General features: G+C 71.8%; 16 protein-coding genes and 2 tRNA genes. 7 read left to right on the top strand and 11 right to left on the bottom strand.

Annotation, left to right across the window (positions count from 1 at the left end; translation table 11 throughout):
- Positions 1-3 precede the first annotated feature (3 nt).
- Positions 4-1347, top strand: coding sequence for an aspartate aminotransferase family protein (locus WD341_RS20350; RefSeq protein WP_368427324.1), 1344 nt, complete (start codon positions 4-6; stop codon positions 1345-1347).
- A gap of 74 nt (positions 1348-1421) precedes the next feature.
- On the opposite strand, the gene mfd is transcribed toward WD341_RS20350, so the two are convergent.
- Both mfd and WD341_RS20340 read right to left on the bottom strand, forming a co-directional pair.
- On the bottom strand, positions 1422-4790 hold the full coding sequence (gene mfd / locus WD341_RS20345; RefSeq protein ID WP_368427365.1) for a transcription-repair coupling factor: 3369 nt from the start codon (positions 4788-4790) through the stop codon (positions 1422-1424).
- 174 nt (positions 4791-4964) lie between these two features.
- Positions 4965-5279 (bottom strand): succinate dehydrogenase assembly factor 2, encoded by a 315-nt coding sequence (locus WD341_RS20340; RefSeq protein ID WP_368427323.1) that lies wholly within the window; start codon positions 5277-5279, stop codon positions 4965-4967.
- A gap of 131 nt (positions 5280-5410) precedes the next feature.
- Between WD341_RS20340 and recG the strand changes: the two genes are divergently transcribed.
- The gene (gene recG / locus WD341_RS20335) at positions 5411-7486 is read left to right on the top strand and encodes an ATP-dependent DNA helicase RecG (RefSeq protein ID WP_368427322.1); all 2076 of its coding nucleotides are present in this window, start codon (positions 5411-5413) and stop codon (positions 7484-7486) included.
- Positions 7487-7836: 350 nt separating this feature from the next.
- On the opposite strand, the gene WD341_RS20330 is transcribed toward recG, so the two are convergent.
- Together WD341_RS20330 and WD341_RS20325 are read right to left on the bottom strand one after the other, a co-directional pair.
- A complete protein-coding gene (locus WD341_RS20330) occupies positions 7837-9318 on the bottom strand; it encodes a DUF502 domain-containing protein (RefSeq protein ID WP_368427321.1) in 1482 nt (493 codons plus the stop codon).
- Positions 9319-9385: 67 nt separating this feature from the next.
- Positions 9386-10228 (bottom strand): alpha/beta fold hydrolase, encoded by an 843-nt coding sequence (locus WD341_RS20325; RefSeq protein ID WP_368427320.1) that lies wholly within the window; start codon positions 10226-10228, stop codon positions 9386-9388.
- 134 nt (positions 10229-10362) lie between these two features.
- Here WD341_RS20325 and WD341_RS20320 point away from each other — a divergent pair, with 134 nt between their 5' ends.
- Both WD341_RS20320 and WD341_RS20315 read left to right on the top strand, forming a co-directional pair.
- Positions 10363-11475 (top strand): type III polyketide synthase, encoded by a 1113-nt coding sequence (locus tag WD341_RS20320; RefSeq protein ID WP_368427319.1) that lies wholly within the window; start codon positions 10363-10365, stop codon positions 11473-11475.
- A 1-nt stretch (position 11476) separates the two neighbouring features.
- The gene (locus WD341_RS20315; RefSeq protein ID WP_368427318.1) at positions 11477-12004 is read left to right on the top strand and encodes an isoprenylcysteine carboxyl methyltransferase family protein; all 528 of its coding nucleotides are present in this window, start codon (positions 11477-11479) and stop codon (positions 12002-12004) included.
- A 71-nt stretch (positions 12005-12075) separates the two neighbouring features.
- Here the strand turns inward: WD341_RS20315 and WD341_RS20310 are convergent.
- A tRNA-Leu gene (locus WD341_RS20310) sits at positions 12076-12162 on the bottom strand.
- Positions 12163-12240: 78 nt separating this feature from the next.
- A tRNA-Leu gene (locus WD341_RS20305) sits at positions 12241-12327 on the bottom strand.
- Between the two features lie 160 nt (positions 12328-12487).
- Here WD341_RS20305 and WD341_RS20300 point away from each other — a divergent pair.
- On the top strand, positions 12488-12760 hold the full coding sequence (locus WD341_RS20300) for a hypothetical protein (RefSeq protein WP_368427317.1): 273 nt from the start codon (positions 12488-12490) through the stop codon (positions 12758-12760).
- 84 nt (positions 12761-12844) lie between these two features.
- Here the strand turns inward: WD341_RS20300 and WD341_RS20295 are convergent, their stop codons facing one another.
- Both WD341_RS20295 and WD341_RS20290 read right to left on the bottom strand, forming a co-directional pair.
- Positions 12845-16441: a CheR family methyltransferase gene (locus tag WD341_RS20295; protein WP_368427316.1), complete on the bottom strand. Its 3597-nt coding sequence runs from the start codon at positions 16439-16441 to the stop codon at positions 12845-12847.
- Positions 16442-16561: 120 nt separating this feature from the next.
- On the bottom strand, positions 16562-20056 hold the full coding sequence (locus tag WD341_RS20290; RefSeq protein WP_368427315.1) for a CheR family methyltransferase: 3495 nt from the start codon (positions 20054-20056) through the stop codon (positions 16562-16564).
- Between the two features lie 117 nt (positions 20057-20173).
- Between WD341_RS20290 and WD341_RS20285 the strand changes: the two genes are divergently transcribed.
- Positions 20174-20608, top strand: coding sequence for a response regulator (locus WD341_RS20285; protein WP_368427314.1), 435 nt, complete (start codon positions 20174-20176; stop codon positions 20606-20608).
- Here WD341_RS20285 and WD341_RS20280 read toward each other — a convergent pair.
- The 3 genes from WD341_RS20280 to WD341_RS20270 all read right to left on the bottom strand — a co-directional run bounded on the left by WD341_RS20280 (position 20586) and on the right by WD341_RS20270 (position 23548).
- Positions 20586-21893: a TRAP transporter large permease gene (locus tag WD341_RS20280; RefSeq protein ID WP_368427313.1), complete on the bottom strand. Its 1308-nt coding sequence runs from the start codon at positions 21891-21893 to the stop codon at positions 20586-20588. The two genes, WD341_RS20285 and WD341_RS20280, sit on opposite strands and share 23 nt — an antisense overlap.
- Positions 21890-22444: a TRAP transporter small permease gene (locus tag WD341_RS20275; protein ID WP_368427312.1), complete on the bottom strand. Its 555-nt coding sequence runs from the start codon at positions 22442-22444 to the stop codon at positions 21890-21892. The genes WD341_RS20280 and WD341_RS20275 overlap by 4 nt, the downstream gene beginning before the upstream one ends.
- A 114-nt stretch (positions 22445-22558) precedes the next feature.
- Positions 22559-23548 carry a TRAP transporter substrate-binding protein gene (locus WD341_RS20270; RefSeq protein ID WP_368427311.1) on the bottom strand — a complete coding sequence of 330 codons (990 nt, stop codon included), beginning with the start codon at positions 23546-23548 and terminating at the stop codon, positions 22559-22561.
- Between the two features lie 599 nt (positions 23549-24147).
- Between WD341_RS20270 and WD341_RS20265 the strand changes: the two genes are divergently transcribed.
- Positions 24148-25968 (top strand): hypothetical protein, encoded by a 1821-nt coding sequence (locus WD341_RS20265; protein WP_368427310.1) that lies wholly within the window; start codon positions 24148-24150, stop codon positions 25966-25968.
- The last annotated feature ends 164 nt before the right edge of the window (positions 25969-26132 follow it).

The following is a 26132-nucleotide window of genomic DNA, read 5'->3' as shown; positions in this document are numbered from 1 at the left end:
GCCATGACCTCTCCCGTCTTCTACCGAAACCTGAACAACCCGCCGCGGCGCATTGTGCGCGGCGAGGGCGTCTACCTCTACGACGATGACGGCCGCCGCTATCTCGACGCGGTCGGCGGTGCCGCGGTCGTGGCCATCGGGCACGGCGTGCCGGAGATCCTGGACGCGGTCGCCGGCCAGGCCGGACGAATCCCCTATGTCTACGGCGCCAGCTTCACGCACCCGTGGCAGGAGGAGCTCTCGGCCGCGCTCCTGTCAATCGCGCCGCCCTCGATGGCCGCCGCCTACTGGGTGACCGGCGGCTCCGAGGCGACCGAGACCGCCCTCAAGATGGCGCGGCAATATCACCTGCACCGCGGCCGCCCATCGAAGTTCAAGGTCGTCGCCCGCAGTCATGCCTTCCACGGCGTGACGATGGCTTCGCTGGAGCTCTCCGACCGGCCCGTGTGGAAGGAGCCCTTCGCACCGATGCTGCGCGGCGTGCCGCGCATAGTGCCGCCCTATTGCTACCGCTGTCCCTTCGGCAAAAGTCATCCCTCCTGCGGCACGGCCTGCGCCGGCGACCTCGAGCGCGTCATCCTGCAGGAAGGGCCGGACAGCGTCGCGGCCTTCATCGCCGAGCCGACCAGCGGCACCTCGATCACCGGCCTGATGCCGGTCGACGACTACTACCGCCGGATCCGGGAGATCTGCGACCGCTACGACGTGCTCTTCATCGCCGACGAGGTTCTGGTTGGCTACGGCCGCACCGGCAGCCCCTTTGCGCTGTCGCGCTGGGGTGTGGAGGCGGACATCATCACCTGTGGCAAGACGATCGGCAGCGGGTACGCCCCGTTGGGCGCGGTGCTGGCCTCCGAGCGGGTGGTCGAGGCGTTCCGCGCCGGCACCGGCGAATTCACCCACGGCTTCACCTACGCAGGTCACCCCCTGTCCTGCTTCATCGGCCTGAAGGTCTTCGAGTACATGCAGGCGCACCGGCTGTTCGAACGCGCCGCCGAGCGGGGGGTCTACCTGCACCGCCGCCTGCAGGAGCTAGCGACCCGCCACACCACGATCGGCGAGATCCGTGGCGCAGGCCTGCTCGCCGGCCTCGAACTGGTCGCCGACCGAGGAACGAGAGCGCCGCTGCCGGCCGAACTGAAGACGGCCGAGCGGGTCGTCGCCGCCGCGAGAGAACGGGGCGTGCTGCTGATCGTCGGCAACCCGAACGTCAACTACGGCCGCGGCGGCGACCAGATTCAGATCACGCCGCCCTACGTCATTACCGAGGCGGAGATCGACCGGATCGTCGAGGTGCTGGACGAGGCTCTCGCGAGCGTCGCGACGCCGGAACCAGCCTCGGCCTAGGCCTGCCGTCCGAGCAGCCCCCGCCGGATCGCCTGCGCGAGTCCCCGGGCGGCCTGTCGTCGGGTCTAACGGCCCTACGCCGCCTTCTGGCCCTGCTTGGCGACCTTGGCCAGCTCCTCGAGCAGGCGGCGGGAGCCCTGCAGCCTCGCCTTGGCGCCGTCCCAGCCGCGCCGGTAGACCAGCTTGTGGTCGGGGCGCAGGACGACCTTGCCCTGCTGGCGCTGCAGGAAGGCGATCAGGCCGCCGGGGTTGGCGAAGTCGCCGCCGCGGAAGGTGACGACGGCGCCCTTGGGGCCGGCGTCCAGCTTCTCGACGCCAGCGTCGCGGCACAGGCGCTTGATCGCCATGACCTCGAGCAGGTTGTCGACCTCCTCGGGCAGCGGGCCGAAGCGGTCGATCAGCTCGGCGGCGAAGGCCTCGATCTCCTTGCGGTCGACCAGGGTCGCGAGACGCCGGTAGAGGCTGAGGCGGACGTTGAGGTCGCGCACGTAGTCCTCGGGGATCAGCACCGACGTGCCGAGGTTGATCTGCGGCGTCCAGAGCTCCTCGGCCGGCCGCGCGCCGGCGGCGCCGGCCGCGGCCCCGCCGGAGGCGGCCTCGGCGCGGGCATTGGCCACGGCCTCCTCCAGGAGCTGCTGGTAGAGCTCGATGCCGACCTCGCGGACGTGGCCCGACTGCTCCTCGCCGAGCAGGTTGCCGGCGCCGCGGATGTCGAGGTCGTGGCTGGCCAGGGTGAAGCCGGCGCCCAGCGTGTCGAGGGTCTGCATGACGTGCAGGCGCTTCTCGGCCGCCGGGGTCAGGATCTTGCCGGGGCGCAGGGTGAAGTAGGCGTAGCCGCGCTGCTTGGCCCGGCCGATGCGCCCGCGCAGCTGGTAGAGCTGGGCCAGGCCGAAGAGGTCGGCGCGGTGAATCACCAGGGTGTTGGCGCTCGGGATGTCGAGGCCCGATTCGACGATGTTGGTCGAGAGCAGCAGGTCGAAGCGCCGGTCGACGAAGGCCGACATGACGTCCTCGAGCTGGGTCGGCGAGAGCTTGCCGTGGGCGACGCCGATCTTGATCTCGGGCAGCAGGGCGGCGAGGCGCTCCTGCAGGCCGGCCAGGTCCTCCAGGCGCGGCGCCACGTAGAAGGTCTGGCCGCCGCGGAAGTGCTCGCGCAGGATCGCCTCGCGAATCACCACGGGGTCGTAGGGCAGCACGAAGGTGCGCACCGCCAGGCGGTCGACCGGCGGCGTCGCGATCAGGCTGAGCTCGCGCACGCCGGACAGGGACAGCTGCAGGGTCCGCGGGATCGGCGTCGCCGTCAGGGTCAGCACGTGGACGTCGGCGCGCAGCGCCTTCAGCCGCTCCTTCTGCTTGACGCCGAAGTGCTGCTCCTCGTCGACCACGACCAGGGCGAGGTCCTTGAAGCGCACCGATTCGGCGAGCAGCGCGTGGGTCCCGACGACGACGTCGAGCTTGCCCTCGGCGAGCTCGTTCTTGACCTGCGCCGCCTCCTTGGCGGTGACCAGGCGCGACAGCTGGGCGATGCGCACCGGCAGGCCGGCGAAGCGCTCGGCGAAGGTCCGGTAGTGCTGGCGCGCGAGCAGGGTCGTCGGCACCACGACGGCGACCTGGCGGCCCGACATGGCGGCGACGAAGGCGGCGCGCAGCGCGACCTCGGTCTTGCCGAAGCCGACGTCGCCGCAGATCAGGCGGTCCATCGGCCGGCCGCTGTCGAGGTCGCCCAGCACCTCCTCGATGGCGCGCAGCTGGTCGTCGGTCTCGGGATAGGGGAAGCGCGCGCAGAATTCGTCGTAGAGGCCCTCGGGCGGACGGCTGGGGTCGATCTGCTTGAGCTCGCGCGCGGCGGCGATGCGGATCAGCTCGTCGGCGGCCTCCTTCAGGCGCTCCTTGACCCGGGCCTTGCGCGACTGCCAATTCGACTGGCCGAGGCGGTCGAGGTCGACGGCGGCGTCGCCCGAGCCGAAGCGCGACAGCACCTCGATGTTCTCGACCGGCACGAACAGGCGGTCGTTGCCGTGGTAGAGCACCTTCAGGCAGTCGTGCGGCGCGCCGCCGACGTCGATCGTGACCAGCGCCTCGTAGCGGCCGATGCCGTGGTCGACGTGGACGACGTAGTCGCCCTCGCTCAAGGTCGAGACCTCGGTCAGGAAGTTCTCGGCGCGCCGGCGCCGGGCGGCGGGCCGGACGATGCGCTCGCCCAGGATGTCGGTCTCGGTGACCAGGGTGAAGGCCCTGTCGCCGAAGCCGTGCTCCTCGGAGAAGGTCACCAGCACGACCGCGTTCGCCGGCTGCTCGGCGACCTCGGCCCAGGTCTCGGCGACCGCCAGCGGGCCGATGCGGTGCTCCTGCAGCAGGTGGCGCAGGCGCTCGCGCGAGCCCGAGGAATAGCCGGCGACCAGGGTCCGGCGCCCGGCCCCCCGCTCGTCCGAGAGGTAGCCATCGACCGCCGGCCACAGCTTCTCGGCGGTGCGCGCGTCGGTGAAGTCGCGGACGTGGCGGCCGCCGGCGTCCTCGACGTTGGCGCCGGCGCCGGCGAAGGGCTCGAAGACCACGCTCGGGCGCCCGCCCAGGCGCTCGTCCCACTCGGCGGCGCTCAGGTAGAGACGCTCGGGCTTGAGCGGTCGGTAGGGCGCGCCCCCGGCGGCCGCGGCGCCGGCGATCGAGCTGCGGGCCTCGAAGAAGTCCTCGACCGTCTCCAGGCGCGCGTCGCGGACCTCCTCGGCCTGGTGGTCGAGGGTGACGGCGGCCTCGGGCAGGTAGTCGAGCAGGGTCTCCAGGGTCGGGTAGAAGAGCGGCAGCCAGTGCTCCATGCCGGGGTGCGGCCGGCCCTCGCTGACCGACTGGTAGAGCGGATCTTCGCCGCGCACCGCGCCGAAGGTCTCGCGGTAGCCGCTGCGGAAGCGCTGGACGCTGTCGGAATCGAGCAGCACCTCGCTGGCCGGCAGCAGGTCCAGGCGCTCGACCGTGCCGCTGGAGATCTGGGTCAGGGGGTCGAAGGGCCGGATCGTCTCCAGTTCGTCGCCGAAGAAGTCGAGGCGCAGCGGCTGCTCGGCGCCGGTCGGGAAGAGGTCGACGATGCCGCCGCGCAGCGCGTACTCGCCGGGCTCGCCGACCGTGTCGACCCGCTCGTAGCCGTTGCGGCCGAGAAAGCCGACCAGATCCTCGGTCGCCAGGACGTCGCCGCGCGCCGCCGCCAGCCCGCGGTCCTTGAGCGTCGCGCGCGGCGGCACGCGCTGGATCAGGGCGTTGACCGTGGCGATGACGACGAAGCCGGGGCCGGCCGCCGGCCGGCGCAGCAGCGCGCTCAGGGTCGCGAGACGCCGCGCGACCAGGTCGCGGTGCGGCCCGACGCGGTCATAGGGCAGGCAGTCCCAGGCCGGGAAGCGCAGCACCTCGAGCGTCGGGTCGAAGAAGGCCAGGGCGTCGGCGAGCCGCGCCATGCGCGCGTCGTCGCGCGCGACGTGCAGGATCGGGCGGCTCCCACCATCCCTGGCGCGCCGGCGCGCCGCCTGGGACAGCAGCAGGGCGTCGAGTCCTTCCGGCGCGTTCGCGATCCGCGAGCGGCCGGACAGCTCCAGCAAATCGGTCAGCACAAGCTTATGTTCGTCCGAAGGTTATGGGTGGTACTTGAAGCTGCGCAGCAGCTTCATCACGTCGTGATCGAGGGCACCCGGCGGCTCGGCTGCGCCGATCATCCAGTTGTACAGATCGGGATCGGGCTCCAGCAACAGCGCTTCGTAGCGGTCGAGCTGGCCCGAATCGAAGCCGGCGAGATGGCGGTCGGCGAAGCTGCCGACCAGCAGGTCCATCTCGCGCGTGCCGCGGTGCCAACTGCGGAAGCGCAGGCGCTTGCGCCGGACCTCGAGCGATTCCGGCGCCTCGGCGCTTTGTGCCCGCATGGTTTCCCGCGCCGGATCCTGACCGGTCATTTCCCCTCTCTCTCGATCGCGCCATGATATAGAGCCGCCTTGCCGCCGCGTCACCCACGGCCTGCCGGACCCAGCCATACGCCCCCTGCCATCGCTTCCTGGCACGGGGCCAGCCGAACCGGATCCGACCCTTGCGCCCCAGCCTGCTCAACCCGCTGTTCGCCGAGATCGAGACGCTGCCCGGCGTCGGGCCGCGGCTCGCCAAGCTGTTCCAGCGCCTGGCCGGCCCGCGCGTCGTCGACCTCTGCTGGCACCTGCCGGCGAGCCTGGTCGACCGGCGCTACCGGCCCAGCGTCGCCGAGGCCGAGCCCGGCCGCGTCGCGACCCTGACGCTCACGATCGAGGAGCACCTGCCCGGCCGCGCGCGCCAGCCCTACCGCGTCCGGGCGCGCGACGAGAGCGGCTTCATCGAGCTGGTCTGGTTCCACGCGCGCGGCGACTGGCTGTCGAAGCTGCTGCCGCGCGGCGAGAAGCGCCGGGTCAGCGGGCGGGTCGAGGTCTTCAACGGGCGGCCGCAGATGGCCCATCCCGATTACGTCACCGGCCTGGAGGAGGGCGACCTGCCGGCGGTCGAGGCGGTCTACCCGCTGACCGCCGGCCTGCAGCCCAAGGTCGTCTGGAAGGCGGCCCAGGCGGCCGTCGCCCGCGCGCCCTCGCTGCCCGAATGGCAGGACCCGGCCTGGCTGAAGCGCCGGCAGTGGAGCGGCTGGCTCGAGGCCCTGAAGAGCGCCCACGCGCCCGGCGAGGCCGAGGACCTCTCGCCGCTGGCGCCGGCGCGCGCGCGCCTCGCCTACGACGAGCTGCTGGCCAACCAGCTCGCCCTCGCCCTGGTGCGCCGCCGGCAGCGTCAGGCCCGCGGCCGCGCGATCCGCGGCGACGGGCGCCTGGCCGGCAAGGTCGTCGCCGCCCTGCCCTTCGCGCTGACCGCCTCGCAGCAGGGCGCGCTCGAGGAGATCCGCGCCGACATGGCGCAGCCGCTGAAGATGCTGCGCCTGCTCCAGGGCGACGTCGGCAGCGGCAAGACGGTCGTCGCCCTGCTCGCCATGCTCAACGCCGTCGAGAGCGGCGCCCAGGCGGCGCTGATGGCGCCGACCGAGATCCTGGCGCGCCAGCACCTGGCGACCGTCGAGCCGCTGGCCGCGGCGGCCGGCGTCGAGGTCGCGCTGCTGACCGGCCGCGAGAAGGGCAAGACTCGCGCCGCGATCCTGGAGCGCCTGGCCGACGGGCGGACGGCGATCGCGGTCGGCACCCACGCGCTGTTCCAGGAGGAGGTCGCCTTCGCCGACCTGGCCCTGGCCGTGGTCGACGAGCAGCACCGCTTCGGCGTCCACCAGCGCCTGCAGCTCTCCTCCAAGAGCGCCGCCGCCGACGTGCTGGTGATGACCGCGACGCCGATCCCGCGGACCCTGGAGCTGACCGCCTACGGCGACATGGACGTCTCGCGCCTGACCGAGAAGCCGGCGGGCCGCCGGCCGGTCGACACCCGCACGATCCCGCTCGAACGCCTGGAGCAGGTGATCGAGGCCGCCGGGCGCGCCATGGCGGCGGGCGGCAAGGTCTTCTGGGTCTGCCCGCTGGTCGAGGAGTCCGAGCTCGGCGACCAGGCCGCGGCCGAGGAGCGCTTCCGGGTCCTCGAGCAGCGCTTCCCCGGCAGGGTCGCCCTGGTCCACGGCCGCCTCAAGGGCGCCGAGAAGGACGCCGCCATGGCCGCCTTCGCGAGCGGCTCCGCCGACCTGCTGGTCGCGACCACGGTGATCGAGGTCGGCGTCGACGTGCCGGCGGCGACGGTCATGGTGATCGAGCAGGCCGAGCGCTTCGGCCTCGCCCAGCTGCACCAGCTGCGCGGCCGCATCGGCCGCGGCCGGCGCGCCGCGACCTGTCTGCTGCTCTACCGCGGCCCGCTCGGCGAGACCGCGCGCGAGCGCCTGGAGGTGATGCGCGAGACCGACGACGGCTTCCGCATCGCCGAGAAGGACCTGGAGCTGCGCGGCGCCGGCGAGCTGCTCGGAACCCGCCAGTCCGGCCTGCCGCAGTTCCGCCTCGCCGACCTCGCCCTGCACGCCGACCTGCTGGCCGTGGCGCGCGACGACGTCGCCCTGATCCTGGAGCGCGACCCCGAGCTCTCGGGCCCGCGCGGCCAGGCCCTGCGCTGCCTGCTCTACCTCTTCGAGCGCGACCAGGCGATCCGCTACCTGCGCTCGGGCTGAGGCGGCCTGCTGCCGTTTTCGCTGTTTGCTGTCCTTCCCGTTCTTTGCCGACATCCCCGTTCTGCCCCGTCATCCCCGCGAAAGCGGGGATCCATGGGTATGCGAGGCCGGCACGAACCCCGCTGGGTCCGCGCTTGCGGTACTGGCGTATGGATCCCCGCTTTCGCGGGGATGACGATTCTGTTGGGGCTGGCGCGGGGATGACGACTTGAGGTGGGGCCGATGCGGGGACGACGTGGGTGGCACCTGCGCGGGGATGACGATTCTGTTGGGGCTGGCGCGGGAATGACGACGCGAGTGGCGCCTGCGCGGGGATGACTGCGCCCGAGGGCCTCGAGCCGCCGGCCGCGTCAGTCGCCGCTGGCGGCCTGGCGGTCGGGGAGCGGCGGCGGGGCGTCGGGGGCGGCGTCGGGGGCGGCGTGGTCGGTGGGGGTCACGATGCCGCCGGAGACGACCATCTTCAGGCCCTCCTCGACCGTCATCGACAGGTGAATGACCTCCGCCTCCGGCACGAACATCAGGAAGCCGGAGGTCGGGTTCGGCGTCGTCGGCAGGAAGACGTTGATGACGTGGCCCTCGGTCAGCTCCTGGACGTGGCCCTCGGTCTTGCCGGTGATGAAGCCGATCGCCCAGACGCCGCGGCGCGGGTACTGGAACAGGACGCATTCGCGAAATGCGTCGGAGCGCGCCGCCATGACCGTCTCGAGGATCTGCTTGAGCGCACCGTAGACCGAGCCGACGATCGGCACGCGCGACAGCGCCCAGTGGGTGGCGCGCATCAGCGAGCGGCCGATCAGTCCGGCGGCCAGCAGGCCGATCAGGGTCAGCCCGAGGAACACGATCAGCAGGCCGAGCCCCGGGATGTCCAGGCCGATGCCTTCGGGCGGCACCCACTGGGCGACGCGCCAGTCGGCCGGCAGCAGCGGCGCCACGTAGCCGTGGAAGGCCTGCGCCAGCAGGTAGCCCGGGCGCCACACGATCGGGATCGGGGAGACGATCCGCGCATCGACGAAGGCGACCACGCGCGCCGCCAGCCAGAGGGTGATCGCGAAGGGCGCGGTGACCAGCAGTCCGGCCAGGAAGTAGTTGCGCAGCTTGGCCAGCGGGCCGAGGCGGCGCGGCGGCGGCGGCGGCGCCAGGGCGAGCGCGCTCGGCCGCTCGTCAGGATCGGGCACGACGATACCGCCGGAGATCACCAGCTTCAGCCCCTGCTCGACCGAGATGTCGAGGGTATTGACCTCCTCGCGCGGCACGAACAGCAGGAAGCCCGTGGTCGGGTTCGGCACGGCCGGGATGAAGACCGCCACGACCTCGTCGCTGGTCACCCGCTGGATCTCGCCGCGGCCCTCGGCGGTGACGAAGCCTATCGACCAGCAGCCCTGGTAGGGGTACTGGACCAGCACGACCTGGCGAAACGCCTGGGAGCGCTGGGCCAAGACCGTCTGCAGAATCTGCTTGGTCGCCGAGTAGATGCTGCGGACCACCGGCACGCGGGCCAGCAGGCGCTCGCCGTAGCCGGTCGCCAGGCGCCCCAGGTAGCCCGCGGCGACGACGCCGACCAGAGTGACGAAGGCCAGGGTCAGGACGACGCCGATGCCGGGCACCGAAAAGGGCAGGTAGGTGTCGGGGTTCCAGCGCGCCGGGAACATCGGCAGCACGGTCTCGTCGACGAAGGCGACGACGCCCCAGGCCAGCCAGACGGTGATCGCCAGCGGCGCCGTGACCAGCAGGCCGGCCAGGAAATAGTTGCGGATGCGGCCGACGAAGCCGCGGCGGCGCGTCAGCTTGGACAGGGGGTCGCCCCCGGGCCGCTCGTACCTGCTCTTCCGCATCAAGGATCCCGAACCGACAGTTCCGTTGCTTATATGGCCCACGCGCGCCGGAGCGCTATAGCGCCGCTCACCCGAAGAACGCCCGGAAAGCCGCCAGGGTCGCCTCCGGCGCCTCCTCGGGCAGGAAATGGCCGCAGGGCAGCGCCTCGCCCTCGACCCGCTCGGCGACCGCGCGCCACAGCGCCAGCGGCTCCAGGCTGCGGCCGACGAAGCCGCGCTCGCCCCAGAGCACGAGCAGCGGGCATTCGACCAGAAGCTTCTCGTCGGCCGCGTCCTGCGCCAGGTCGATGCTGGCCCCGGCCCGGTAGTCCTCGCAGGAGGCGTGGATCGCCGCCGGCTCGCGGAAGCAGCGCTTGTACTCGGCGACCGCCGCCGGGTCGAAGGCCGCCGGGTCGCCGCCCCAGCGGTCGAGGCAGGCCTGCAGCCAGCCGTCGGGGTCGGCGCCGATCATGCGCTCCGGCAGGTCATAGGGCTGGATCAGGAAGAACCAGTGGAAGTAGGCGGTCGCGAAGGCTTGGTCGGTGCGCCGGTACATCGCCCGGGTCGGCGCGATGTCGAGCAGCGCCGCGCGGGTCAGGCGCTGCGGATGGTCGAGCGCCAGGCGATGCAGCACGCGCCCGCCGCGGTCGTGGCCGGCCGCCGCGAAGCGCAGGAAGCCGAGCGCCTCCATGACCTCGACCACGTCGCGCGCCAGGGCGCGCTTGGCGTAGGTCGAGTGGTCGCCGCCGCCCGGCGGCTTGGAGCTGTCGCCGTAGCCGCGCAGGTCCGGGCAGACTACGGTGAAGCGCTCGGCCAGCGTCGGCGCCATGCGATGCCAGATCGCGTGGGTCTGCGGGTAGCCGTGCAGCAGCACCAGCGGCGGCCCCTCGCCGCCGAGGCGCAGCTGGATCTCGGCGCCCGAGGTCGCCACGCACCTGGATTCGAACCCCTCGAACACCTTGCCGTTACCCCTCTGTCGTTACCCCCTGGCGATCCCTGCCCGCCCGGCGTTGCAGCCGGGGTTGAGAGACGGGCGCTGCGCTGCACGAGGAGCATAACCGCACAATGGCTTCCGGACCACGCCCGGCCCGCCCCTTCCCGCTGGACGGCGCTGCGCCGCGCCTGCTGTCGCTGGCGACGGCGGTGCCGGAGCATCGCCTGGACCGCGCTTCGGTCGAGGCCTTCGCGGCCGAGATCTTCGACGCCGCCGACAGCGAGGTGCTGCGCCTGCTGCCGGCCTTCGCCAATGCCGGCATCGCGGAGCGCCGCTCGGCCCTGCCGCTCGAGCGCCTCGCCCGACCGCGCGGCTGGCGCGAGCGCCACGCCGACTTCCTGGAGACCGCGCCGCCGCTCGCCGAGCGGGCGATCCTCGACTGCCTGGCCGGGGCCGGGCTGACCGCCGACGCGGTCGACGCCCTGGTGGTGACCTGCACGACCGGCTTCACCGTGCCCTCGCTCGACGCCGTGCTGATGGACCGCCTCGACTTCCGCCAGGACCTGCAGCGCCTGCCGGTGTTCGGGCTGGGCTGTGCCGGCGGCGCCCTCGGCCTGGCGCGCGCCGCGGCCCTGGCGCGCGCCGAGCCCGGATCGCGGGTGCTGCTGCTCTCGCTCGAGCTCTGCACCCAGACCTTCCGGCCGGAGGACCACTCCAAGAGCAACATCATCGCCTGCGCCCTCTTCGCCGACGGTGCCGCGGCGGCGTTGCTCTCGACGGAGGCCCCCTCAGAACCGGCGGGCGAAACGTCGGGCCTGGCCCCGCGGGTGGTCGCCTGGGGCGAGCGGCGCTGGCCGGACAGCCTGGAAGTCATGGGTTGGCACGTCGAGGACGACGGCCTGGGCGTGCTGTTCTCGGCCGACATCCCGCGGGTCGCGCGCAAGCGCTTCGGCCCGGCGGCCGACGCCTTCCTGGCCGGCCGCGGCCTGCGCCGCGCCGACCTCGACGGCTACGTCCTGCATCCCGGCGGGGCCAAGGTGCTGGCGGCCCTCGCCCAGTCGCTCGACCTGCCGGAGGCGGCCCTGGCCGACGAGCGGGCGGTGCTGGAGCGCTACGGCAACATGTCCGGCCCGACGGTGCTCTTCGCGCTCGCGCGCAAGCTGGAGCGCGGCCTCGCCGGGCGCCACCTGCTGGCCGCGCTCGGGCCCGGCTTCACCGCAGGATTCGTGCTGCTGGAGGGCTGAGATGGAGGATGTCTGGCTGGGCGGCTGGTTCGGGTGGGCCCAGGGCGTGGCCTTGCTGGTCGCCGGCCAGCGCCTGGCCGAGCTGGCCTGGGCGAAGCGCAACGAGCGCCGCCTGCGCGCCGCCGGCGCCCTCGAGCACGGACGGCGCCACTATCCGCTGTTCGTCGGGCTGCACGCGGCCTGGCTGCTCGCCCTCTTTGTCGGCGTGCCGCCCTCGGCGAGGCCGGACTGGTGGCTGCTCGGCCTGTTCGGCCTGCTGCAGCTGGCGCGCCTCTGGATCGTCGCCAGCCTGGGGCGCTTCTGGACGACGCGGGTGATCAGCCTGCCGGGCGCGCCGCTGCTGCGCCGCGGCCCCTATCGCTGGCTGGAGCATCCGAACTACCTGGTGGTCGCCCTGGAGCTGGCGGTGCTGCCGCTGGCCTTCGGCGCCTGGTGGCTGGCGCTGGCGGCCAGCCTGCTCAACCTGCCGCTGACCCGGCACCGGATCCGCGTCGAGGCGGCGGCCCTGGCCGGGCGCAGAGGGGCCTGAGCGGCCGCCGGGCGGCGGTTCGCTTAGCGCCGGATGGTCGGCAATCCAAGGAGGCAAAATCGAAGGAAGGTTGGTGCGGCTGAGTGGACTCGAACCACCACGGGGTCTCCCCCACAAGAACCTGAATCTTGCGCGTCTACCAATTCCGCCACAGCCGCAGACACGCACCAAACCTTCACTGCCGCGCCGAAAGCCCGGACCTGCCAGTCCGCCCAAGCGCCTCCCTGGAGGAGGTTTGGTGCGGCTGAGAGGACTTGAACCTCCACGGGGTTTCCCCCACAGCGCCCTCAACGCTGCGCGTCTACCAGTTCCGCCACAGCCGCCAAGGGCCGAGCCGTCCCGGCGCGGTAGGCCGCACTATCTAGCGGGGGCATCGAGGAAAGACAAGGGCAGTCTTGCGGCCCGCGGAGGATTCTGCAGGGCCTCCAGCGGTGCCCCTCGCCGCTGCTTGGAGAGCGGCGCGGCAGGAACCATATCGAGGGTATGACACACCGACTCCTCACCTCCCCCGTGCTGCTCCCCGTGCTGCTGGTCTGCGGCCTCCTGCTCGCCTTCCTGGCGATCTCCTGGACCCGGCTGGCCGGCGCCGACCTCAGCTGGCACGGCTGGATCGCGCTGGCGCTCGGCTGCCTGCTGTCGCTCGGGCTGGCGGGAGTCCTGATGGGCCTGCTGTTCCATTCCAATCGCTCGGGCGCCGACGAGGCGGCAAGCGAGCAGTCCCGCCGGCCGGCGGAACGCGAGCCCGACCCGGACTAGGCTCAGGCGGGAAAGCCGCCTCGCCTTCAGGAGCGGTGGCGCCGGTGCAGGGCGAGCCAGGCCCGGATGACCGCGCAGCCGCACTCAGGAGTCGGCGGCGTCGAGCTCCGCCGCATCGGTCTCGGCCGCGCCTGAGCCTGCTTCCGACACCGCGGTGGCGTCCGAAAGCAGCATCTCGATCGTGCAGTGGACCCCGTCCGGCGTGGCTTCCCAGTGGGAGGTTCCATCGAGCATCTTCGGCAGCAGCTTGCCGATCAGCCTGGACCCGAAGTTGGCGGTCGGCTGGCCGGCGATCGGAACGCCGCTCTCGATCCACCGGAAGGTCAGGATCCGGCCGGCCCCGACGCCGGGCAGCTCGCCCGGCGCGACCGACCAGACGATCCGAAGGGCGCCTTTGGGGTGCGCGAAGGCGCCGTACTTCACCGCATTGGTCGAGAGCTCGTGGAGGGCGAGCGCGAAGCTCTGGGCCTCGCGTTGCGTCAAGCGGACGTCCGGGCCTTCGAACGTCGGCTCGATCAGCGTCGAGACCGCCCCCGCCTCCGCCTCGACCAGCTCGCGCAGCCCGATGCCCTCCGGCAAGCCCACGATCAGCTCCTCGGTGCGCGCGATGGCGGCGATGCGCTCGGTCAGGTGGTCCGAGTAGTCGCGCACCGACCCGCCGGTGCTGCGCGACAGCCGGACGATCGCCAGCACCTTGGCCAGCAGGTTCTTGACCCGGTGGCTGAGCTCGGAGAGCAGGATCTCCCGCCGCACCGCGTCCTTGCTCTCGGTCGCGTCCTCGATCGCGAGCAGCGTCAGCGCCTCCGGGTCGATCCTGCGGGCGCTGACCCGCAGATGACGCAGGCCGAGGGTCCGGAACTCGTGGTCGAGCTCCAGGTCCCGGCGCGCCGCGTCCTGCGCCGGCGTCTCCGCGAGCGCCTGGCGCAGCACCGGCATGTCCCAGTCCGGGAGGTCGAACAGCACCCGCCCCTGGACCTCCGCCAGCGTCAGCCGGAAGGTCTCGTAGAAGGCCCGGTTCGCCGAGCGGACCGCGAAGGCCTGGTCGAGCACCAGGAGAGGCTGATGGGTGGTGTCGATGATGCGCTCGGCGAAGGCCTTCGCCGCGGTCAGCGCTTCCTCCCAACTCTTGCGCTCGGTGATGTCGACGAAGGTGACGACGAGACCCTCGATCCGGTCCTCCTCCGTGCGGTAGGGCAGGATGCGGCGCAGATGCCAGCGGCCGTCGGGGCCCGTCACCTCCTTCTCGCTGGCCTGCAGCGTCCGCAGGACCTGCTTCGCGTCCTCGAGGAAGGTTGCGTCGCTGAAGCGCGGGGCGAAGTGGGCGATCGGCCGGCCGACGTCGCCCTGGATCAGCTCGAACAGGTCCCGCAGCGGCGCGGTGAACCAGCGGATGCAGAGCTTCTGGTCGAGGAACAGCGTGCCGATCTCGGTGCTGTTGAGCAGGTTGTTGAGGTCGTTGGTGCGGTCCTCCAGCTCCACGACCTTGCCCTGGAGCTGGGTGTTGACCGTGTTCAGCTCCTCGTTCAGCGACTGCAGCTCTTCCTTCGAGGACTCCAGCTCCTCGTTGGTCGACTGCAGCTCCTCGTTCATCGAGGTGATCTCCTCGTTCGCCGCCTTGAGGTTCTCGGTCGAGGCCTCGTAGTCCTCCACCGAGAGGCGCAGCTCCTCGCGCGCGTTCCACAGCTCGCCCACCTGGTCGTGGTCCAGGTAGGCCTCGAGCGCGACGGTTCCCTCCGGGCCCCGGTTCGGCGCGCCCCCCGCCAGCGTCTCGAAGGCGACGAGGCGCCGGTGCCCGCCGCGGGGACCGGGCACCGGGGAGACCGTCAGCCTCAGCGAGGCCTCCTCGCCGGCTTCGGCCTTCGGCAGTTCGAGGAGGGTGCTGACCGGCTCGCGGCTCTTCAGCGACAGGCGAAGCAGCGCGCGCAGCCGGACGCGCAGCGGCTCGCGCACCATCGCGACCAGGTCCAGTGTCGGCGCGCCCCTCGGCGTCGCCAGAAAGGGCGTGAGATCGCCGTGGAGATAGAGGATGCGATGGCGCTCGTCGATCAGCGCGGACGGCGGCGCGTAGGCCAGGGCCAGCGCCTCGCGCGCCTCCGCCGCGATGCCTCTCGGCAGCGTACTCTCCGCCTGCGCGCCCTTGCCGGCGGCCGGCCCCTCCCGCGCGGCCTGGAGGCCGAGCAGCTCGTGCCGGGTCGGTCCGATCCTGGCGTAGATGCTGGCCTTCCGCGACACCGCCTCGAACAACTCGCCGTGCCGGTCGACGGCCTCGGCCGCGCCGAGAAACAGGTGGCCGCCTTCCTTGAGGGCGAAATGGAGCAGGCCCACGACCCGATCCTGCGCCTCCGGCACGAGGTATATCAGCAGGTTGCGGCAGCTCACCAGGTCGAGGCGCGAAAAGGGCGGATCCGAAAGAACATTGTGCTGCGCGAAGACCACCACGTCGCGCAGGACCTTCCTGGCCCGGTAGAAATCGCCCTCCTTGTCGAAGAAGCGTGCGAGCCGCTCGGGCGGCAGGGTCTCGGCGACCATGTCGGAGAACAGGCCGGTGCGGGCGCGGGCCAGCGTCTGCGGCGCGGCGTCGGTGGCGAAGACCTTGATCTCGACGTCCCGGCCCGCCGCCTGCGCCTGCTCGAGCAGCAGCATGGCGATGCTGTAGGCCTCCTCGCCGGTCGAGCAGGCCGGCACCCAGACACGGATCGGCCACCGGTCCTGCCGCGAGCGGAGCAGCGGCGCCACCACCTTCTCCTCGAGTTCCTTCCAGGCCTCCGGGTCGCGGAAGAAGCCGGTGACATGGATCAGCAGGTCGCCGACCAGGCGCCGGACCTCCTCCGGATCGCCGCGCAGGTTCTGCGCATAGGCGTCGAAGCCCTCGATCCGGCCCAGGCCCATGCGGCGCAGGACGCGCCGGACCAGCGTCTCGCGCCGGTAGGGCCTGAAGTCGTGCGCGCCTTCCGCGCGCAGCACCGCGAGGATATCCTCCAGGTCCGGCTCGGCCTGGGTCGCGAGTTCCTCGTGGCGCGCCAGCAGCGGCAGCGAGCCGCGCAGATAGCCGACGAGCAGCTCCGGCATGGCCTCCGGCGGCAGCACCCGGTCGGCGAGGCCGGCCAGGATCACGTTGCGCGGCATGCCGTCGTGCTCGGCCGTCGCGGGCTCCTGGACCAGGACCAGGCCCTCGGCCTCGTGCACCTTGAGGGCTCCGGCCGAGCCGTTGGACCCGCTGCCGGACAGGACGACGCAGATCGCCAGTCGACCGCGCTCCTCGGCCAGGGACTGGAAGATGGCGTCGACCGGATGCCGGCGTTCCATGTCGGTGCTGGGCTTGCGCGCGCTCAGCCGCCCCTCCGCGATTCGCAGCACGCTGTCCGGCGCGATCACATAGACGCAGCCGACCCTGATCGCCGTCGACTTGCCGACGGCGACGACGCTCAGTTTGGTCGAGCGCTGCAGCACCTCCGCGAGATGGCTCTCGTGGGATGGCGAAAGATGCAGCACGACGATGAAGGCGGCGCCCGGGTCCTCGGGCATCGCACCAAAGAAGCGCGTGAGCGCCGGGATGCCGCCGGCGGAGGCGCCGATCGCGACCAGGGGACAGTCCTGTCCGCGCGGGCCGTCCTGCTTCTGCTTGCTGCGGCGGGCGGGCTTGACATCGCCCGCACCGGGACCGCCTGCGGTTCGCGTCATCTGCCTACCCCGAGACTCTACCGGTCGACCGCATCTTGCCGTCGCGCTCGTCGGTGCTCCCTGCCCCGGACACTACCACCCCGTCGTGTCGATTGACAGTAGGTCGCGGAAAACGCGCAGTTATCCGCTCGCAGACTCGGGCACCAGCGAGACCTTCTCCGACAGCGGCACCTCGAGCAGGCACTCCACGCCGTCGGGCGTCGGATTCCATTCGGAACGGCCGCCCAGCATGGCAGGCACCATGTCCTTGATCAGCCGGGAGCCGAAGCTCGGTGCGATGTCTGCCGCAATCGGCACGCCGCTCTCCCGCCAGTGGAAGCTGAGCACCGGTTCCGGTCCTTCCGACACCGACCACTCGACCAGCAGCCGCCCCTCGGGCTTCGAGAAGGCGCCGTACTTGACCGCGTTGGTCGAGAGCTCGTGCAGGGCGAGCGCCAGGATCTGCGCCGCGTCCGAAGACAGCCGGACCTCCGGGCCCTCGATCCGCGGCGGCTGCTGCGTCGAGACGCCCGCGGTTTCCGCCTCGATCAGCTCGCGCAGCGCGATGCCCTCGACGCGGCCGCCGATCAGCTCTTCGCTGCGTGCGATCGCGCCGATGCGGTCGGTCAGGCCGGCGGCGAACTCATCGAGGCTGGTGGCGCCGCGCCTGGACAGGCGGACGATCGCCTGGACCTTGGTCAGCAGGTTCTTGACCCGGTGGTGCAGCTCGGACACCAGCACCTCGCGGTTCGCCGAGGCCCTGGCACGCTCGGTCACGTCCTCGATGGCGAGCAGTATCAGCGCCTCGTCCTCGATCCGGCGGGCGCTGACCAGAAGCTGGCGGCGGCCCAGCTTGCGGAAGCCGTGCTCGACCTCGAGGTCGATGCGCACCGCATCCTGCGGAACCGCGTCTCTCAGCGCCTGCCGGAGCTCGGCATTGTTCCAGTCGCCCTCGTCGATGTCGAACAGCAGCCGGCCCTCGACCTGCTCCCGGGTCAGTTGGAAGCCCTCGTAGAAGGCGCGGTTGGCCGAGCGCACGACGAGCTCGTCGTTGAGCACGACGAGCGGCTGGCGGGTCGTGTTGACGATCCGCTCGGCGAAGGCCTTGGCGGTCGAGAGCGCCTGCTCCCAGTTCCTGCGCTCGGTGATGTCGGTGAAGGTGATTACGATGCCGTCGGCGGCCTCGCCGCCGGAGGTCCGGTACGGCAGGGTGCGCCGCAGGTGCCAGCGCCCATCGGCGCCGAGAACCTCGCGCTCGAGGGGCTGCAGGCCGCGCAGCACGGCCCGGGCGTCCTTCAGGAAGCCGGCGTCCTCGAAGCACTGGGCAAAGTCGGCGATCGGCCGGCCGATGCCGCTCTGGATGACCTGGAAGAGCGTGCGAATCTGCGGCGTGAACCAGCGGATCCGGAACTCGCGGTCCAGGAAGAGGGTCGCGATGTCGGTGCTGTTGAGCAGGTTGTTGAGGTCGTTGGTGCGGTCCTCCAGCTCCTCGACCTTACTCTGGAGCTGGCTGTTGACCGTGTTCAGCTCCTCGTTGAGCGACTGCAGCTCCTCCTTCGAGGTCTCCATCTCCTCGTTGGTCGACTGCAGCTCCTCGTTCATCGAGGTGATCTCCTCGTTCGAGGCCTTCAGCTCCTCGTTCGAGTTCTCCAGCTGCTCGACGGACAGGCGCAGCTCCTCGCGCAGGCGGTTGAGCTCGCCCTCCAGGTCGCTCTGGCCGTCCGCCGGCTCGTCGGCCGCGGGCGCGCCGCGCAGGGGCGCCTCCGGTTGCTCCAGGAAGCTCACCAGGAAATGCGGCGTCGGCGCGACCGGGCCGGCGGGCGCGACGACCAGCCTGACCGACCGGCCGGGCCCCTCGCCCAGGCGCACCTCGGCGCTGACCCGGGTGCGCTCGCTGGTCGCCTTGCGGATCATCGCCCGCAGCTTGCCGCGCAGCTCCTCGCGCAGGAGCGCCAGCAGATACCGGGTCGGCTCGCCGGCCGGAGTCGTCAGGTAGGGCTCGAGGTCGCCATGGAAGTAGATCGCGCGATGGCGGTCGTCGATCAGCACCGCCGGCGGCGCGAAGCCCGCGAGCAGCGCCTCGCGTGCCTCCTCCCTCGGCGTCCGCCGCGCCATCGGCTCGGGGCGGGGCTTGCCGGTGTCGACATGCTCGGCGCCAAGCAGGGGGAAGTCGACCAGGTCGTGCCGGGTCTCGCCGACGCGGCGGTAGATGCGCCACTTGCTGGAGACCGGATCGAACAGCCCGGCAGTGCGGCCGACCGTCTCCGCGGTGCCCAGGAACAGGTGACCGTCCGGGCGCAGCGAGAAGTGCAGCAGGGCGATGACCCGCTCCTGGATCGGCGGTTGCAGGTAGATCAGCAGGTTGCGGCAGGACACCAGGTCGAGGCGCGAGAAGGGCGGGTCGGAGAGCAGATTCTGCGGGGCGAAGACCAGGACCTCGCGCAGCTCCTTCTTCGCACGGTAGACGTCGCGCTCCTTGTCGAAGAAGCGCCGGAGCCAGGCTGCCGGCATGGTCTCGGCGACCGAGCCGGCGAACAGGCCGGTCCGCGCCCGTGCGAGGGCCGACTGCGCGGCGTCGGTGGCGAAGACCTTGATGTCCAGCTTCTTCCCGGAATCCTCGGCCTGCATCAGCAGCAGCATGGCGATGCTGTAGGCCTCCTCCCCCGAGGAGCAGGCCGGCACCCAGGCCCGGATCTGCTGGCCGTCCTCGCGCGACTGCACCAAGGGCGCCACGACCTTGCGCTCCAGCGTGCGCCAGGCCTCCGGATCGCGGAAGAAGCCGGTGACGTTGATCATCAGGTCGCCGACCAGCGCCCGGACCTCGGCCGCGTCGCCGCGCAGCCGGTCGGCATAGTGGCGGAAGCTCTCGACCTGCCCGAGGCTCATGCGCCGCAGGATGCGCCGGACCAGCGTGCTCCTCTTGTAGGGCGAGAAGTCGTGGCGTCCGCTGGTGCGCAGCACGGCCAGGATGGCCTCGAGATCGGTCTCGCCCTGCCGCGCCAGGTCCTCGGCGCGCTCGAGCCGAGGCAGCGCGCCGCGGACATAGGCCAGCAGGGTTGCCGGCATGTCCTCGGGGGCGAGCACGCGGTCGGCCCAGCCGGCCAGGATGACGTTGTGCGGCATGTCGCCGTGCTCGGCCGTGGCCGGGTCCTGGACCAGGACCAGGCCTTCCATCTCTCGCACCCTCTGGGCGCCGGCGGTGCCGTTCGAGCCGCTGCCCGACAGGACGATGCAGACCGCCTCGGCGCCGCGCTGCTCGGCGAGCGAGCGGAAGATCGCGTCGATCGGATGGCGGCGGTCCAGCTCAGAGTCCGGGCTGCTCGCCTGCAGCGCGTCGTCGGTGACGGTCAAGACCGAGTTCGGCGCGATCACGTAGATGCAGTTCGGCTTGATCGCGGCCCTGTCCTCGACCTCTACGACATCGAGGGAGGAGAGCCGCTGCAGCACCGGCACCAGGTGGCTCTGGTGCGAGGCCGAGAGGTGCAGGACCACGACGAAGGCGACGCCGGGATCCTCGGGCAGGGCCGCGAAGAAGCGCTCGAGGGCCGGGATGCCGCCTGCCGAGGCGCCGATCGCAACGATCGGGCAACGCCTGGACTGCCTGTCCGCCGACTCGCTGAGCTGTGCGTCTGCCAAGGGCACCCGCCTTCTTTAGGATGTATTTGCCCTCTAGCATACCCGCAGAGGGTGGGGCGAAAATGATCGCCTCCCCTGATGCCGACCAAGGCCGCCACACCAATCGCTGGACCATACATGAGTTCCGGTCTGCACGTGCTGATCGTCGAGGACAAGCCGCTGACCGCCCTGATGCTGACGGAGATGCTCGCCGACCTCGGCTATGCCAGCGCCGACGTCGCGGCCACCGAGCAGCAGGCGATCGCCCTGGCCCGGCGCCATCGTCCCGACCTGATCACCACCGACGTGCGCATCCGCGGCGGCAGCGGGCCGGCGGCCGTGGCATCGCTGATCCGCGACGGCCCGCTGCCGGTCGTCTACGTCACCGGCAACCCCGAGGAGCTCGACGAGGGCCTGCGGCCGGTGACCGTGGTCAAGCCGGTCTGCGAGGCGCTCTTGGCCCGGGCGATCGAGCGGGCCCTGCTGCGCGCCGCCGCCGGCACCTTGCCTGACCTGCCCGTCCCCGACCCGGCCGGAGAGGACGAGGGCGCTAGCCCGAGCCGCGGCTCATGATCGAGGGCAGGTAGGTCGCGGCCTCGGGGAACCAGACCAGCAGCACGACCGCGAACACCATGATCAGGAACATCGGCACGCTGGCGCGCGCGATGAAGCCCATGTCGTGGCCGGTCATGCCCTGCAGCACGAAGAGGTTGAAGCCGATCGGCGGCGTGATCTGGGCCATCTCGACGACCAGCATCAGGTAGATGCCGAACCAGAGCATGTCGAAGCCGGCCTGGCGGATCAGCGGCTCGATCACCGCCATGGTCAGCACGATCGAGGAGATGCCGTCGAGGAAACAGCCGAGCAGGATGTAGAAGACCGTCAGCAGCGCGATCAGCTCGAGCGGCCCGAGCTGGAGCCCGCCGATGCCCTCGGCGAGCGCGCGCGGGATGCCGGTGAAGCCCATCGCCAGGGACAAGAAGGAGCTGCCCATCAGGATGAAGGCGATCATGGCGCTGGTCCGCACCGCGCCGAGCAGGGATTCGCGGAAGCTCTCCCACGTCAGGCTGCGCTGGATCGCCGAGAGCGCTAGCGAACCGATGACGCCCAGCACCGCCGCCTCGGTCGCCGTGGCGAAGCCGCTGTAGATCGACAGGATCACCCCCAGGATCAGGCCGAGCACCGGCAGCAGGTCGAACAGCGCGGCCAGGCGCTCGCGCACCGAGAAGCGCTGGCGGTCGACCTTGGTCTTGCCGGCGACCAGGTCCCAGACCACGACATAGGTCATGAACAGCAGCGCCAGGGCGATGCCCGGCAGGATGCCGGCGATGAACAGGCGCGAGATCGATTCGTTGACCGTGACGCCGTAGATGATCAGCGCGATCGAGGGCGGGATCAGCAGGCCCAGGGTGCCGGCCCCGGCCAGGGTGCCGACGGTCATGCGCTCGGGATAGCCGCGCCGGCGCAGCTCGGGGATCGACATCTTGCCGACCGTGGCGACGGTCGCCGCCGAGGAGCCGGAGATCGCCGCGAAGATCGCGCAGCCGGCGATGTTGACGTGCAGCAGGCCGCCCGGCAGGTACTGCAGCCAGGGCGTCAGGCCGCGGAACAGGATCTCCGACAGGCGCGAGCGGAACAGGATCTCGCCCATCCAGATGAACATCGGCAGCGCGGTCAGGGTCCAGGACGACTGGGTGCCCCAGATCGTGATCGCCATGGAATCGCCGGTCGGCCGGCCGGTGAAGAGCTCCATGCCGATGAAGGCGCAGGCCAGCAGGCTGGCGCCGACCCAGACGCCCGAGCCGAGCAGGAAGAAGAGCGACAGCACGAAGAGCGCGATCAGCGGCAGCTCGCTCACGCCTTGCCTCCGGGAATCGCCTTGGCCTCGGCCTCGGGGCTGGCCAGCGCCCGCTCGCTCTCGAGCAGCGCGCGCAGCAGCGAATCGATCGCCGCCAGGGCGAGCGCCGCGGCGCCCAGGGTCGCCAGGCTCTGCGGCACCCACAGCAGGAAGCCGGCCGAGCCCTCGCTGCGCTCGCCGAACAGCCAGGAGAACCAGGCCAGCCGTCCCATGTAGAAGGCGAGATAGCAGGCGACCCCCGCCATCACCGCGCGGCAGAAGCGCTCGGCGGCGAGCCGGCGGCGCCCGTGGAGCTGGTTGACCAGCAGCGCGACGCGGATGTGGCCGCCGCTCTTGAAGGTCCAGGACAAGGCGAAAAAGGAGCCGCAGGCCATGGCGTAGCCGGCGAGCTCGGTGACGCCGCCCAGGAACACGCCGGCGAGACGCGACAGGATCGAGGTCAGCACCAGGCCGGTCAGGGCCAGCAGGAAGCCGGCCGCGACGTAGCCGCAGGCGCGGTAGAGCGGCTCCAGCCGGTCGAGCAGGCGCAGGATCGCGGGACGCGCCGTCACGGGAGGCGCCGCAGGGTCGGGGTGGAAGTCATCTGGCAGGCGACGTCATGTAGCGCGAACGGCCACCGACCGCGGGGCGCCCGCCGAAGGGCGCGCCCGCGTCCGGCCGGCGGCTCACATGCCGCGGTAGGACTCGACGACCTTGCTGCCGCTCTCGCCGGCCTTGGCGAGCCACTCCTCGGTCAGCGTCTCGCCGAGCTTGGCGAAGCCCTCGGCCAGCGCCTCGGTCGGCGCCTCGATCGTCATGCCCTCCTTGGCGAGCTCGTCCTTGTACCAGTCGGACAGCTCCTGGGCCTTGGCCCAGCCGGCCTCCTCGGCCTTGGCGGCCTCCTCGCGGACGATCGCGCGGGTCTCCTCGTCGAGGCCCTCCCAGGCCGACTTGTTGGCGAAGACCATGTTCTTGGGCAGCCAGGCCTGGGTGTCGTACCAGTAGGCGACGTACTCCCACAGCTTGCTGTCGTAGCCGGTCGAGCCCGAGGAGATCATCGATTCGGCGACGCCGGTGGCGAAGGCCTGGGAAATCTCGGCGGCCTCGATCTTGGTTGGCACCGCGCCCATCAGCTCGGCCAGGCGCGAGGTCGCGGCGTTGTAGGCGCGGAACTTGACGCCGGCCATGTCGTCGAGCGTCTCGATCGGCTTGTTGGCGTAGAGCCCCTGGGGCGGCCAGGGCGTGGCGTAGAGGAAGACCAGGCCCTGCTCGTCCATCAGCGCCTCGAGCTCGGGGCGCGAGGCCTCGTAGAGCTTGCGGGCGTCCTCGAAGGAGGTCGCCAGGAAGGGCACGGCGTCGATCTCGAACAACGGGTCCTCGTTGCCGAGCGCCGACATCAGGCGCTCGCCGATCGGCGCGATGCCGCGGCGCACGGCGCTGTAGATCTCGGCGCCGCCGATCAGCGAGCCGCCCGGATGGGTCTTGATCTCGAGCTCGCCGCCGGTGCGCTCGGTGACCGCCTTGGCGAAGGCCTCGGCCGTCTCGGAATGATAGTTGGAGGCTGGGTACGCCATCGGCAGGTCCCAGGTCTCGGCGAGCGCCGGCCCGGCGAGCCCGAGGGCCAGGGCGGTGGCGAAGGCGCCGGCGAGGGCCGTGGCGCTGCGAAGCTGCTGCATGCTGGAAGACTCCCTGTTCTTGTCCCGCGCCGACTCCACGGCCGGTCGCTGCGGCGACTATAGCAGCGCAAGGCGGCGAGGGTCAGCAAGGCTGATGAAGCGAGTCCCGGCGCACTGCGGCGCTCACGTCTCCGGCGGGGCCCCTGGATCCCGGATCGCCAGGCTCGCGCCCCGATCGCCTCCGGCTCTCGGGCTCGCCTTGGCGTCCGGGATGACGAGTCAGTGCCACCCCCGTCATCCTGGACGCTAGGCGAGCCCCGGAAGCCGCCAGGCTTCCGGCTGGCGAGACTTGCGATCCGGGATCCAGGCCGGCCCCAGCCCCTTGCAACGCGCCCGTTCCGGGCCCATCCTTGTGGTCCCATCAAACAACGAAAGGAGGTGATCCAGTGTCTCATTCTCATCCTCGGACGGCCGCAGGGACCTGGGTCATCACCGCCGCGGTTATGGCGTGACCTGACCCGATGCGACCGGCCCTCGGCAGCGTCCGAGGTCTGACGAGAGGAAGGGCTGTCCAACAGGGCAGCCCTTCTTCGTTGGTGGCGCTGTTCGGGGCGCGCGAGGGCGCTAGAATGGCTCGGCACAGCGAGGGGAAGAGCTCCATGGCCAGCCCGCGAAGCGCCGCGCCGCCACCGAAGGCCCCTGCCCCGCCCCTTTGCGGCTTGGCCGCCGCTGTCGCCGCCGCCTTCTGCCTGCTCGCGCCTGCCGGGCCGGCGCGCGCCGACTGCTCGGTGCCGGGCTACGCGGCGGCGGCCGACCACCGATTCGAGGGCTGGCCGCCCTGCGACGAGCTCGACAGCTTCAACGTCCAGACGCCGCGCGGGCCCCGCCAGGTCCGCATGATCGGCGACCGCAACCTGCCGTCCGACTGGCACGAGCCGGTGCGCCTGACCCGCGAGGCCATCGTCCGCTCGGCCGACACCCTGCGCGAGATCGGCAGCGGCACGGTGCCGAACCTGCTGGTGCTGATCACCGGGCTGCTGCCGAGCGAGACGCCGCCCGACCCCTCGGACCCCGAGGCCGTCGCCGCCGACCGCCGGACCCGGCAGGAGGGCGTCGCCGACGGCCGGTCCGGCGAGGAGTGCCTGCTGGTCGTCTACCCGGGTAACGTCGAGGCCCGGGACCTGGGCTTCGTCGTCGCGCACGAGTTCTTCCACTGCGTTCAGTACGCCCTGGCGCGCCCGCAGATGACCGCGCGCGACGACGGCCGGCCCGACGAGTGGTGGGTCGAGGGCAGCGCCGAATGGTTCGCCAACCTCGCCTACCCCGAGTCCGACGCCAGCGCGAGCTGGCTGACGGACCTCGACAGCCTGACCCCCGACCGGGCGCTCAGCGAGGCCGCCTACGAGGCCTTCGCCTTCTGGTCCTGGTACGCCCGCGAGTGGAGCCCGGCCGCCGTGCTGGAGTACCTGCCGCGGACCCCGACCGCGGGTGGCGCCGGCGCGCAGCTGCAGGCGGCGGCGCAGATGATCGCCGAGGACCGGTGGCTGGCCTTCGTCCGGGACTACCTGGACCGCCAGCTGCGCTATCCCGACGCCCGGCGCCTGCCGGTCTCGCCGCGGCCCGGCGAGACCTTCCTGTGGACCGAGACCGGCGAGGAGCAACTGGAGGGCGAGCGCCTGGCGCTCTACCGGTCCAACCTGGTCTTCACTTGCGGCAAGTGGCGAATCGAGAGCGAGGAGGCCGAGGGCGTCTGGAAGGTCCGCAAGCCCGACCGGCCGGGCGACTGGCAGGAGCTGCCGGAGCGGCTGGAGGTCGAGCCGGGCAAGGAGGAGCGCTACCTGCTCGGCGGCGTCGGCCCCGGCGAGGAGGGCTTCCGCCTGACCGTGACCGCGACCCGCGAGGCGGAGTCGGAGGCGGACTGCCCCTGCGACGACTTCGCCGAGACCGCGCGCGCCCGCGGCAGCCGGCGCGACGCCTGCCTGGTCGGCACCTGGCAGCTGGCCTCGGGCGGCCTCGTCGAATGGCTCGACCGGGCGCTGAAGGACGTCCACCGCAGCAGCGGCAGCTTCGCCAGCTACGACTCCGAGACCGACGCCGAGGACGAGGGACGGCGCCTCTTCCTCGGCGCCGACGGGCGCTACCACTACGGCACCAGCACCGTCAGCCGCCGCGAGGAGGCCTTCACCGAGAAGGGCGACCGCTTCGCCAGCCACGTCGAGGGCCTGTCGGGCGGCGCCGGCTACTGGGCGACCCGGGAGGGCATGCTGGAGGTCTGCGCGGCCAGCGAGGCCTCGGGCGCGGTCGCGACCCTGGAGCTCAAGGAGGAGGTCATGACCCTGGAGCTGCCGGGCTACCTCAGCGAGCACCTCTACTCCGGCGGCTACCACTACAGCTGCGGGGGCGGTGCCCTGGCGCTCCGCCACCTCGAGATTCCCGGCACCCCGACGCCGATGGAGTGGCACTACCGGAAGGTTGACTAGCGGCGGGGACGGTGCCAGCCCAGCGTCGACATCCCCGCCAGCCGCCGCAACCGGCCTCGAGGAGGGCGCGACCTCCGCCACGCGCTGTCGCGTCGAGGCGCCCGGCGGTGCCCCTGGATCCCGGATCGCGAGGCTCGCGCGCCGATCGCCTCCGGCTCTCGGGC

The organism is Tistlia sp. (assembly GCF_040905785.1).
Taxonomy (GTDB): Bacteria; Pseudomonadota; Alphaproteobacteria; order Kiloniellales; family DSM-21159; genus Tistlia.
The sequence above is the reverse complement of the archived record's forward strand: the minus strand, read 5'-3'. Positions and strand labels throughout refer to the sequence as shown.